General features: G+C 26.2%; 9 protein-coding genes and 1 tRNA gene. 4 read left to right on the top strand and 6 right to left on the bottom strand.

From position 1 onward, the window contains the following. Positions 1-161: 161 nt before the first annotated feature. A complete protein-coding gene (locus tag N747_RS04015; protein WP_024563441.1) occupies positions 162-398 on the top strand; it encodes a hypothetical protein in 237 nt (78 codons plus the stop codon). Further along, the gene (locus N747_RS04010) at positions 322-657 is read left to right on the top strand and encodes a hypothetical protein (protein ID WP_320408507.1); all 336 of its coding nucleotides are present in this window, start codon (positions 322-324) and stop codon (positions 655-657) included. Before N747_RS04015 ends, N747_RS04010 begins: the two co-directional genes overlap by 77 nt. Before the next feature lie 388 nt (positions 658-1,045). Here the strand turns inward: N747_RS04010 and N747_RS0101065 are convergent. Beyond that, a tRNA-Leu gene (locus N747_RS0101065) sits at positions 1,046-1,131 on the bottom strand. A 29-nt stretch (positions 1,132-1,160) separates the two neighbouring features. After that, positions 1,161-2,873: a DAK2 domain-containing protein gene (locus N747_RS0101060; RefSeq protein ID WP_024563439.1), complete on the bottom strand. Its 1,713-nt coding sequence runs from the start codon at positions 2,871-2,873 to the stop codon at positions 1,161-1,163. A 1,742-nt stretch (positions 2,874-4,615) separates the two neighbouring features. Here N747_RS0101060 and N747_RS0101035 point away from each other — a divergent pair. Beyond that, positions 4,616-4,861: a hypothetical protein gene (locus tag N747_RS0101035; protein WP_024563438.1), complete on the top strand. Its 246-nt coding sequence runs from the start codon at positions 4,616-4,618 to the stop codon at positions 4,859-4,861. 356 nt (positions 4,862-5,217) lie between these two features. Here the strand turns inward: N747_RS0101035 and N747_RS0101025 are convergent, their stop codons facing one another. The 4 genes from N747_RS0101025 to N747_RS0101010 are packed head-to-tail and all read right to left on the bottom strand — an operon-like array spanning position 5,218 to position 9,476. After that, positions 5,218-6,426: an ABC transporter substrate-binding protein gene (locus N747_RS0101025; protein ID WP_024563437.1), complete on the bottom strand. Its 1,209-nt coding sequence runs from the start codon at positions 6,424-6,426 to the stop codon at positions 5,218-5,220. Next, positions 6,423-7,391, bottom strand: coding sequence for an ABC transporter permease (locus N747_RS03360; protein WP_029783871.1), 969 nt, complete (start codon positions 7,389-7,391; stop codon positions 6,423-6,425). The genes N747_RS0101025 and N747_RS03360 overlap by 4 nt, the downstream gene beginning before the upstream one ends. Then, entirely contained in the window at positions 7,381-8,229 is an 849-nt protein-coding gene (locus N747_RS0101015) for an ABC transporter permease (RefSeq protein ID WP_024563435.1), read from the bottom strand. The genes N747_RS03360 and N747_RS0101015 overlap by 11 nt, the downstream gene beginning before the upstream one ends. Then, positions 8,223-9,476, bottom strand: coding sequence for an ABC transporter ATP-binding protein (locus N747_RS0101010; protein WP_024563434.1), 1,254 nt, complete (start codon positions 9,474-9,476; stop codon positions 8,223-8,225). The genes N747_RS0101015 and N747_RS0101010 overlap by 7 nt, the downstream gene beginning before the upstream one ends. A gap of 607 nt (positions 9,477-10,083) precedes the next feature. On the opposite strand from N747_RS0101010, the gene N747_RS03355 reads away from it, so the two are divergent. Beyond that, positions 10,084-11,835: an AAA family ATPase gene (locus N747_RS03355; RefSeq protein ID WP_024563433.1), complete on the top strand. Its 1,752-nt coding sequence runs from the start codon at positions 10,084-10,086 to the stop codon at positions 11,833-11,835. Positions 11,836-12,845: the final 1,010 nt, after the last annotated feature.

The following is a 12,845-nucleotide window of genomic DNA, read 5'->3' as shown; positions in this document are numbered from 1 at the left end:
ATTTTTTGGCTCCTTTTGGTTTGTAGTATGGGAGAGAGGAGAGGTTTTCCTCCCTCCCTCCCCCCCATTACTGGTTTTTATTTTAAATAGCTTAAATTAGGTCTGTTTTATGCATTTTTAAATAACCAAAAACACAACAACACACCTGAAAAATAAAAACATTGAAACGAGTTAATATTAAATATACTTATTGCACTGAATATATTTTTCAAATCAAAAAATCCCAAGAAAAAAACCTTGATATGAAACAACTTAGACAAACTTTATTAAAAATAGGAGATTCTTTGGTTTTGGTTAAAGACCAAGAAATTCTAAAAATACATATCCATACCAACAAAACCAGAACAAGTTTTAGAAAAACTCTTAACTTATGGCACATTAAAGGTAAAAAAAATTGACAACATGAAAGAACAACACCAATCAATTTTAGATCAAAAACATGACACATTTACTCTACAACAAGAACCTACCCCAGACCAAAAGCAATCTTCAAACTTACCTAACTCAAATAAAGGTCAAAAATATTTTTTTATTGCATTTTTAAATGATACCAAAAGCCAAAAAGTCTTTGCTGACCTTAAAGTGAATCACATTATAAAACAATCCACTTTTAACCCCACTACTTTTGAAAAACTTCTCCAAACAAACCCTTCCTAAAAGATATGATATTACCAAAATAAAAGAATATTATGATACAGAAAAACAAAAAATCAAATCTATTACAACATATTATTATATTGGCAATTATTGTGAAAATAATTACAACAAAGAGGATAAATTAATTTCTACAATAATAAAACAACTCATCTAAAATAAAATATTACTCTAATACTAATTAATTTAAAAAATTATTGTTTTTCCTATCATAACCGATACACAAAAAAATATATTAATGAATATCTTGAAGGCAATAAAAACCATGAAATGTTTATACCCAAACAAAATTGAACAAATTTATTATAATATTATATTAAAACCCCCCTTTTATAAAAGGGGGGTTTTAATATAATATTATAATATAATGATTTTAATTAAAATAAATTAATGGTGCGGATAGTGAGATTTGAACTCACACAAGATATTTCTTACATGCCCCTCAAGCATGCACGTCTACCATTCCGTCATATCCGCTTTAAAAATGATCTTATAAATCATTTTTGTTATTCTAATGAAACAATGTAAGGAATGTTTTTATTTTGGCTTTCTAAGGTTTCTAATTCAATGTGGTTGTAATTAGTTTCTAAGAAAGTTTCTATTTTTTCTAATTCTTTTTCATCATTACATGAAGGATTATAAAAAATAGTTAAAAAAGTTTGATGAGGTTTAATCATTTTTTGGAGTAATGTTTTCAATGCTTGATATTTATCTTTATTAGTAGCTATTATTTTTTCTTCCCAAACGGATAAATATTCTTTTTCTAAAATAGTTTGATTGGATACATTTTTAGTATCTTTTTTATCAGCATAGATAATTTTTCCTATTTGGATTTTTTTGATAGTTTCTTCCATGATAGTTTTGTTTTGTGCTAAATCCAATGATTTATCAAAAGCTAAAAGAGCACTGTACCCTTGAGCGATGTTTTTAGTTTTTAAAAGGACAATTTCTTGATTGTTGTTTTGTAATTGTTTTAATTGTGTAAGTTTTTCTAAAAGAGATGTGTCATTAGGTAGGATAATAATGTTTTGGGCGGTGTTTGTTTGGAGAAGTTTTTCAAAAGTAGTGGGGTTAAAAGTGGATTGTTTTATAATGTGATTCACTTTAAGGTCAGCAAAGACTTTTTGGCTTTTGGTATCATTTACAAATGCAATAAAAAAATATTTTTGACCTTTATTTGAGTTAGGTAAGTTTGAAGATTGCTTTTGGTCTGGGGTAGGTTCTTGTTGTAGAGTAAATGTGTCATGTTTTTGATCTAAAATTGATTGGTGTTGTTCTTTCATGTTGTCAATTTTTTTTATCTTTAATGTGCCATAAGTTAAGAGTTTTTCTAAAACTTGTTCTGGTTTGTTGGTATGGATATGTATTTTTAGAATTTCTTGGTCTTTAACCAAAACCAAAGAATCTCCTATTTTTAATAAAGTTTGTTGAAGTTGTTTCATATCAAGGTTTTTTTCTTGGGATTTTTTGATTTGAAAAATATATTCAGTGCAATAAGTATATTTAATATTAACTCGTTTCAATTTTTGTATTTTATCAGGTGTGTTGTGTGTTTGGGTATTTTGGTTTACTTGAAGTAGTTTTTGGTTTTGTAAAAATAATAACATTCCTTTAAGGATTTCAACAAATCCAGCTCCTCCACTATCAACTACTCCTGCTTGTTTTAAGACTTCTAATAATTCAGTTGTTTGGGAAAGGGTTTTTTGGGCGTTTTGTAAGAAATTAGATAAAACATCTTCAATAGTACTAAATTGGTATTTAGATTTGAGAGTTTGTTTAACAGCTTCACGAAAAACAGTTAAAATAGTGCCTTCTTGAGGTTCTATAATAGCTTGGTAAGCTTTTTGGTAGCCTCCTTCAAGTGAATGGATAAAATCATTAATATTGATAGTTTCTTTATTAAGTGTTTGGTAAGTTTGTGCCATTCCTGCAAAAAATTGTGATAAAATAACTCCTGAATTGCCCTTGGCACCCATTAATAATGCTTTTGATAAAACTTGGGATACTTTTACTATGGAACGAGCTTCTAAATTGCTAATTTCTTTAACACCTGACATCATAGTAATTTTCATATTAGTTCCTGTATCTCTATCTGGTACGGGAAAAACATTTAAATTATCAATGGTTTGGTAGTTATTTTTTAAATTGATAGCTCCGTTAGTAATCATGTTTTTAAATAACTGTCCGTCAATAAATTTAATAACTTTATCTTTTTTCATCTTGGTTGCCTTTCTTCGAAAAAATTTCTTTAATATAATTAGATAATAAGAAATGGAATATTTTTTTCGTAATTTAGTATGATTAAGAAAGATTTTTTATTTAAAGTAAATAAAAACCTATTTTAATTATAACATATTTTAATTTTTCTCTTATAAAACAAAGAAGTTAAGGAAGCAATAAATGAGTTTTTTATGGCTTATAGGTAAAATTATGAGATTATTGGATAGAATTAATTTAGTTTATTGTTGTTATTTATTATTTGTTATTTTTTTTAAAAAGGATATAATAGAGATAATCAAATAATTATTAATTTTAAAAAAGTTTTATTTGTAATAATCAAATCATTAAAATAAAAATTAATTCATTTATAAAATTTTAGGCAAGTTATAAAAATAGTGATTTATAAATTTGATATAACAATATAACTGTTTGATTTATTGGCAATCAACTAACTTTTAAAAATAATAAAATAAAACGAAAGTGAGGAGGTAGACCTCTTATGAAAGAAACTTTTAATTCTCAAAAAACGAACGAACCACACATATTATTCACATTAAACAAAAAACAAGTCTTGCAAATTATGTTGTTGCAGTTGCTCTCTTTTTACTTGTTTTATTTTTAGCTTTTAAACCAAATTCATTTTTAATAATAACCCCCACCAACAACAAAAATACTGAAAACAACATAGACCAAACCATCATCCTACCTATGAAGGTGTGATGAAAAACCCCAACGCTTTGTTCCAAGATCAAAAATCACTAAATCAAATGTTCCCAACCAACCACCCTGAATTAGGATGACTCACTTTATATAGTGGAGTTGGTTTTACTTTAAATAAATTTGATTTAAATAAAAAATATACTGGTGCTGATTTTTCTTGTAAATACGTAGGTGAAAATTTAGCAAAATGGTACTTCAACTTTTTGATGACGCCCCCTCACGACACCACCCAATAATGCGGTGGAGCCACAAGCGAAAAAATGATCCAACTAAACCTATTTTCATTATTGTTTCAACTAACTACATAGGAACCGTATTTACCCTGCTACTTTATCTCGTTTCACATACAAAATTGAATTAAAACCCTCGAAAAATAACCACCCAAAAACTTTATGAAATTTTTAGTTAAAGATTTAAGCAAAAACCCAATTTCCTATGATTCATTAAATTAATTTCACCCAAAATTATTAATGATGCAATTGAAAATGACATTATGAAGTGTTCTAATCGCACTATTTAAACACTTTTTAATAATATGTGTAGAAACAAACACAATCAAATTGAAGTTCAAGACTTAAAAGAAGTTTGTTTATCAATTTTAGGTTTTATGACACAATAAAATAATGAATATATATAATTTATTATAACAAAGAAATATTAATAAAAATTAAGTATATTTTGACTTATTTTACGATATAATAATTTTACATAGTATTTATACTATTACAATTATAAAAAAAGAGAAATTATTATAATTAAAATTAAATAATAGTAATTTTTTAAAGTTGGAATTATTTAAGAATCGCCATATTAGAAAAGAGTTTTTTACAAATTGAATAATTATTTAGAACAACCCAATCATTTTTTATTCTCTAAGGTGTGCTTGTGGTTATTGATACTATTTTTTTTATTATATTATTAGCAAATATAATCCTAGTTTGGGAAAATAATCCATTAGAAAATTTAGTTAATAAAAAAGTTATAGAAAAAAGAAAATATTTAGAAGAAAGTAACCCAGATAATGAAATTAGTTGATTGTCAAAATGCTGACACTTCTTATGATGCCAACAGGAATCAAATAGCACAAAGAAATTATTTGCAAGGAAGTGCCGAAAATAATAAATTGATTGATTGGACACATTATGATACTTGGAATGCAACTTATGATATAAAAAGTAGACAAGCATCCGAAAGACATTATTTAGAAACAAGTACCAAAAATAATAAATTAATTGATTGGCAACATCGTTATACTTGGGTTAAATAGTAGTAATATAGAACCAATATTGCCTCTTATAAATGTTTTAGTGGATAAAAACCCAAAAAAAATAAAGTTTATTTGTCCCAAACAAATAATAAAGTAGTTGATTTGAATGATTTAAAATCTCAAACTCAAATGATACACCCCATACATTTACAATATAAAAATATTTGCCTATATATTATTTTTTTTGCTACTGGCTATTTTTTTATTGCAATTTATCTTTATATAAAAAAATGAAAAAAATAATTAATTGAAATACTAAATTAGTTCTTAATTGTTTCATTTATAAAGAAAAACCAACTTAAAAGTTGGTTTTTTTAATATTAATTTATTAATATTTGGGTTTGGAACAAATCATATTAAAGTTTTAGTTGGTCTAAACTTAATTTATTTTTGAATTTGTGATGTAAATATATTATAAAAATAGCTAAAAAAATTAAAAAACTTAAGATAAATAGCCAATAATCTTTTTTGCTGGGAAAAGCAATAATGTCGTTCCAATAAGTATTGATGGTTTTTTGGGTGGTTTGGTTGTATTTGTAAACTTCATCATTATTTTCGATTTGTATTTTGGCAATTCCTTGAAAATGTTCTAATCCTTCATAAGGAGAATTATATTTAGTAAAAGCTAAATTATTTTCGTAATTTTCTTTTTGTCTTAAAAAATTGATAAACTTATAAGCTAGGTCTTTTTTGCTTCCTTTAGGAATTAACAAAGCATCAACCCAAACATTGGTTCCTTCTGTAGGAGAAAAATAATCTAGATTATTATTTTGTTCTTTTAAAAAATTAGCATCCCCTGAGTAAGCAATAACTATATCATAGTATTCGTTATTTTTATTTTTCATGCGGTCCATTAATTGATCGTTGATAAAAGCTAAGTTAGGTTTTTGTTCTTTGAGTTCCAATAGCCATTTTTTGGCTTTATCTAATTCATTTTTGGAAGGTTTTGCAATTTTGCCTTCAGTAGCTTTTAGACCCACCATTAAACCGTCGCGAGCGTTATTGCATAAAGATACTTTTAAATTGCTGTCTTTTAAATATTTAAATCCTTTATCTTTGAGTTCATTAATTTGGGTTTCAGTCATTTTGTTTTTATTATAAAGAATAACTACTTTACCCCAAAAATAAGGAACGGCATAATCGTTAAAATCAAATTCATAAAGGAGTTTTGTTTTGAGCTTTTCGTTTAATTTATAATAATGTTTGTCATCTTTTATTAATTTGTCATACTCTATTGTTTCTAACATTTCACTTTGTCTTAATTGATCGATTGCATATTCACTTAAAATAGCTAGATCATATTTATTTTTACTTTTAATTTTAGTAACTGCAAGTTCGTTAGAAGAAAAAAGAACTTGTTTAACTTTGATGTGAGTTTCTTTTTCAAACTTTTCAATGATGCTAGGTTCTAAGTATTCGCCCCAATTAAATAATGTTAATGTTTGTTCTTCTTGGTGTTGATAAAGTAATTTATTTTTGGTTCTAAGATTAAAAATAATAATAATAAAAGTTGTTGTGAAAATTAAAAGTAATATTGTTGCTACAGTTTTAATTGTCTTTTTCATTTGGTATCAAATTCGTTTTCATTGATGTTTGTGTTTGTTGTTGTGGTTTTGGTTATTGTTATAGCTTTATTTGCACTTTCATTTTCATTTTTGTTTGCCTCTGTTTCTATTTTGGTGTTTTTCCTTTGGTTGTTGTATTTGATGAAATTCATGATAATTTTAGAACTAGCAATAATAATTAAAATAGTAGATAAAGCATTTATAGTTGGGTTGATAGTTCCTTTGAGGCTGTAGATATAAGCAGAAATATTTTGGCATTCAGAACCACCTACAAAATAAGAAATCATAAAGTCATCAAAAGAAAGACTAAAGGCAAGGGTAGCTCCTAAAAGCATAGCTCCTTTAAGTTGTGGCAATATTACTTTGGTTAAAGCTTTGAGTGGGGTTGCTCCTAAATCATAGGCTGCTTCTAAAGAATAAGGGTCAAGATTTATTACTTTAGGATAGACAGTAATAACTACAAAAGGAGTGCAAAAAGATATGTGGGCTAAAAACATTTTCCAAAAACCAGATTCCAAACCCACAAAACCAAAGACAACAAATAATGCTAAAGCAGTAATAATTTCAGGAATAACAATAGAAAAATTACTTACATTAAGAACGATGTTACTCCATTTTTTGTTAAGACTTTGAGCAAGGCTAATAGCTGAAAAAGTACCTAAAAAAGTAGAAATTAAAGTAGTTAGGCAAGCAATGTATAAAGTTATTTTGATAGCAGTTTTAACTGTTTGGTCAGTCCAAAGTTTATAATACCATTGAAAGCTAAAACCTTGCCAATTAACTAAAGATGCAATTCTGCCTTCGCTTTTGTTAAAAGAAAAAATAATTAAAGATAAAATAGGAATATAAATAAAACTTAAAACTAAAATTATATATAAAGTCTTAGTAATAGTTTTTTTGGGATTTGTTTGGATTTTGGTAGAAGCAGTTTTTGGGGATTTAGTCCCAGATAATTTAATTGACATCTTTGCTTTCTCCTAAACTTAATTTTTTAAACATTTGAAAAATTAAAAAAATTGTTAAAGAAAGATGAATAGCAATTGCACAAGCTTGTTTTATTTCACCACTTAATAAAGCTTTGTTTTCGATTAATTCAACAATAGTAATTTTGGTAGTTGCTCCTAAATAACGTGGAGCTACAATATTAGTTGCTGTTTGTAAAAAAACAAGACAAATTCCTGCAAGCACTCCTGAAAGTGATAAAGGCCAAATAATTTTTTGCAATACTTGCCATTCATTTGCTCCCAGATCTTTGGAGGCTTGAATAAGTTGGGGATTTATTTTGATAATTGCAGTGTAGATAGGTAAAAACATGAACGGTAAAAATAAATAAATAAGTCCTACAATCATAGCAAAATCAGTTTCTAAAAAATTGATATTAAAAGTTTTTTGTAATAAGTGAAATATTTGGACTAATGCTTGGGTTTTGATAATCATATTAATCCACATAGTGCCATTGATGATAATGACAAGAAAGCTTTGCCATTTCATTTTGAGTCGAGAAATCATATAGGCTAGAGGATATACAATGATAAAGACACAAAAAGTAACAATAATAGAAATTGCAATTGATCTAGCAAGGACGTATAAAAATGATTGATTGGATAAAAATTCTTGATGGTGTTTCAAAGTAAAACGGGTTGCAAAAAATGCGGTTTGTTGGTTAGTATCTTGAAAAGAATCAAATAAAATAAAGCCCATAGGTAAAATAATTAATCCCAATAAAATAATATAATAAGGTGAAATTAATAGTCTGTATAGTTTTTGATTGTCCTTGCAAGTATATGTTTTTTTCATTACCAAATCTCCATTACATGAACGTCTTCGGGATTAAAAGTGATATCTACTTGTTTGTTTAATTCAACATGGTCAGTAGTATGAATAGTGTAGGTTCTTTGGGCAGTTTTAACATCAATTTCCCAGTAAACGCCTTTAAAAATAATAGATTGTACTATACCTGTAATTAATCCTTTCCCTTGGGAAACAATATCAATGTCTTCGGGACGAATAACGATATCTACATTTTCTTCTTTACAGAAACCCTTATCTACACAATTAAAAGTTTGATTGTCAAAATGAACTAAAAAATCATCTTTCATCACTCCTTTAATTAAGTTTGATTCTCCTACAAATTGAGCTACAAAACGGTTAGCAGGTTCGTTGTAAATATCTTCAGGACTTCCTATTTGTTGAATTTCGCCGTGATTCATGACAACTACTTTATCACTCATAGTGAATGCTTCTTCTTGGTCGTGAGTGACAAATAAAAAAGTAATTCCTGAGTTTTTTTGGATTTCTTTAAGTTCGTATTGCATTTCTTGTTTTAATTTTAAATCTAGATTAGATAAAGGCTCATCAAGTAATAAAACTTGGGGTTTGTTAATTAAAGCTCTTGCAATTGCAACTCGTTGTTGTTGGCCGCCTGATAATTGTTCAATGGTTCTTTTTTCAAGTCCTTGTAAACCCATAATTTTAAGGTATTTTAATACTTCTTTTTGGATTTGTTCTTCTTGTTCTTTTTTGTTTATTTTTTTGCATTTAAGAGCAGTTTGTTTTGCTTCAAAATCTTTGGTTAAAGTTTTAATTTGATTGTTAAAGTTATGTGTAATTTGGGTAGTTTTTTCTTGCGTTAAATCTTTGGTTAATTCTTGGTTAAAAGTTTTTGATAAATTGGCTTTGCTAGTTTGATAATGAGTTTCATTAAGAGCTAAATTAGCTTTAATCTTGGAGTTAAAATCTTTTAAACGTAAGCCAAAAGCTACATTTTCAAAGACATTTAAATGAGGGAATAAAGCGTATTTTTGGAAAACAGTATTAATTGGTCTTTTATGAGCAGCTACATTTAAAATGCTTTTTCCTTGAAATAAAACCTCTCCGCTACTAGGGTTTTCAAAACCGCCTAAAATACGTAAAATAGTAGTTTTTCCACAACCTGAAGGACCTAATAAAGTGACAAATTCATTTTGTTTAATTTCTAAATTGATGCCTCTTAAAATTAATTGATTGTCAAATACTTTGGTTAAATCTTTTAAAATAATTAATGTTTTCATGGTTTTATACCTATCTTTTTTGGAGAAATAAAGTTAACTATTATAATTGTAATTAAGTTTATAATTTATAAGTTTAAGTTGTAAATTGTTGTTTAATTATTAAATATATAAGAAAAATATTTAATAAACATAAATATAATAAATTAGTCAATAAAATAATTATAAAGCAAAATAATCAATTTATAACAAAATAAAAAAAGTAGTAATTAAAATTGCAACAATAAACAATCAAAAAGGACCAAAATCTCTTAATATTTCAAATTTATTTATTGCTAATTTTAGCTTATCATAAAATTAATAAATTGCAATCATAAAAAGTGCTTTTTTTGCTGATATTGTTATAATATCTCTAAATTTTGTTAAAATAAATGTGTTAAGAAAATTATAGTAAAATAATTTTTTGCAAATATTGATTAAAATAATTAAAAATTGTTGGATAAATGCTTGTAAATATGCTTATTTTTGGTATTTGCCAATTTGTTTATTTTCATTAAAAATTTTATAGTTGAAAAATATTTTTTTATCATTTCAAATTAATTTAATAAAAAAATGAATCCAATCTCAAACTAACTAATTAATATATAAAAAATATAAAGGAAGGTATGTTATGAAATGGGAACCTCAAAGATTTGAATATCCTGAAACAGATAATCAACCGAAAAATTCGCCAAATTATCCAATCTCGCCTAAAAAACCTAAAAATTATTTGGCAATTGCTACTAATGTAAGCACTATTATTGTAAATATTATTGTTATTTTCTTTCTGTTTGTTTTAATTAATGGAGTTGAAAATTTTGTTAATTCTATGGGAAAAGGCACCAAAGAAGATACTATGTGGGCGCGAGAAAAAGAATACAAACCCAAAAGCAATCTTAATATTGATAGCTTTTTTGGATATGATGAAGTCAAAGACGAGCTAAAAGAATATATTCAAGCAGTAAATGATAATGTAAATGAAATGAACCTTTTGCCTCGTAAAGATTTACCAAGAGGAGTTTTATTGTACGGTCCTCCAGGAACAGGAAAAACTTATTTAGCTAAATGTTTAGCGGGTTCTGTTAAAGACAAAGCTCCTTTTTTTGTTACTACTGGCTCTGATTTTGTCGAAAAATATGTAGGAGTCGGAGCAGCTCGTGTAAGAGGTTTATTTAAAGTAGCTCAAGAAACCGCCAAACAACGTGGACAGAGTTATTATTTTATCTTTATTGATGAAATTGATGCTATTGGAACTGAAAGAAGTAAAGAAAAAAATGCTCAAGAACATTCAGGCACTCTTAATGCTTTATTAACTCAACTTGATGGAGTAGATTCAGATGAAAAAACTCCGCAAGCTATTGTTATTGGAGCAACTAATCGTAAAGATTTTTTAGATGATGCCTTAATTAGAGAAGGGCGTTTAGGGAAGCAAATTTATTTAGGCACTCCAGATTTAAAAACAACCCAAACCTTACTTACAGCTTTTATGAAATACGAAAATATTAAAGAAACAAATTATCCTTCAAAAGATGAATTAAAACAAGTGGCAAAAATTCTGCACGGATCCCACTTTACTCCTTCAGATATTAATTCTTTAGTGAAAGAATCTAAAAAGATAGCCTCCAAAGATACTAATTCCCTAAACAAAATTACACTTTTACATATTTATGATGCTATGGATTTAATTTTAATGGGTCCTGAATTAAAACAAAGTACCTCTCAATCAGATAAAAAAAGAGTTATTAATCATGAATTAGGACACGCTATAGTAGCTCATGCTCTAGGGTTTGATGTGCATCGCGTAACTGCTAAACCAAGAGGACAAGCAGGGGGATATACTATCTTTTTGTTTGCTAGTAATGAAGATGAACAAGCCAATCAATTATTAACTAAACAAGATTTATTAAAACAAATTATTACAACTTTGGCAGGACGTGCAGCTGAAGAAGTGTTTGAAACTAGTGTTAGTGTTGGTTGTTGTGATGATTTGAAAAAGGTGCGTGATATTGTTACTAAAATGGTAAAAGAGTTTGGAATGTCATTAGGTTCGGAAAGTATGGATTTTAGTTTTGATGATAATTCTCAAACTAAAGAAATTAATGCAATTATTCAAGCTAGTTATAATGCAGCTAAAGAAATTATTGAAAAATATAAAGCTAATCCAAATGATAAAGATAACAAAACTCCTAATCAAGAATGGAAACATTTAAGTGAAAAACTTGTTACACAAAATTTAGGAAAAGATGATTTTGTGTCTGAAGAAAGTCAATATTTTTATACAACAACAATTTCAACTGTTGAAGTTCAAAAAGGAACGACATCAACTAATAAAAAAGAATACAAAATAAAATTAGAAGATAATAAATTTAGACAAAGACCTTAAGAAACACTAATTCCTCCGCCTCTGAAACCAACTTCCCCTAGTGAATAATCAATAATTACATTACAAAAAAACAAATCTTTTATATACTTTTTACAATTTAATACCCCAATAAACCCTTCTTAATTGATGGGTTTTTTTTATTTTATTTACTTTTTATTTTTTCATACTCCTTAAAACTTAAAAATTAATTAATATTTGCAAAAATACAAAAATTATTGTATAGTATCCAGTAATAAATACTTTCATGATTTGTAGAAAAAACAATAATCATTTATTTTAAAAACAATTTCAAAAATATTTATCTTTTTTGATACATTTATCATAATTATGACAACACCCTCCCCAACAACAATCGATTTATGATATATAAAAAACTTTAGGGAACAATAAATTGCGCAAAAACATTTTAAATTCAAAATCTTTTTATCAATGATTAATTATCCGATTATAAAGTCTTATAAATTAATTATTAGATAAAATTAAATTAATTTGTTTAGTAAGTAATTATTTATAATTATGATGCTATTTGAACAAAACTAAAAAGTCATTTATTAATTGGCTATTTTTATAACATTAATTTATAATATCAATTTATTTTATTTATTTATTTTATTTTAATGTCGATTTTCATTATTTGAATTTTTTTATTTTGGGAAAGCTAAATATTTATTCATTTAAAATTATTCCATTTCACAATCTTTTTTTTATATTTGCAACTGTTTTATTTTTAATTTATTAGATTTTTAATTATTTTTTATATTTTGCCCTAACTTACTTTTTTATTTATTTGTCCAATTTTTCATTTTACTTATTTTAGTTTTATTTTAAAAATCATTTATAAAGCCATTTATTTGTTGTTATTGTGTTATTTTTATCTATAAAGAAATACCCCAACCAAGAAACACAAAAAAAGAAAACCAACATAGCAATATAGTAAAAAGAAAATTATTAATAGTTATTTAAAATGATTATATATTTTAAAAATATAAAGATATATCAAAATATAAAAA

Source organism: Candidatus Phytoplasma tritici (genome assembly GCF_000495255.1).
In the GTDB taxonomy this organism is placed as follows: domain Bacteria; phylum Bacillota_I; class Bacilli_A; order Acholeplasmatales; family Acholeplasmataceae; genus Phytoplasma; species Phytoplasma tritici.
This window is presented reverse-complemented; position numbering and strand designations above follow the sequence as displayed.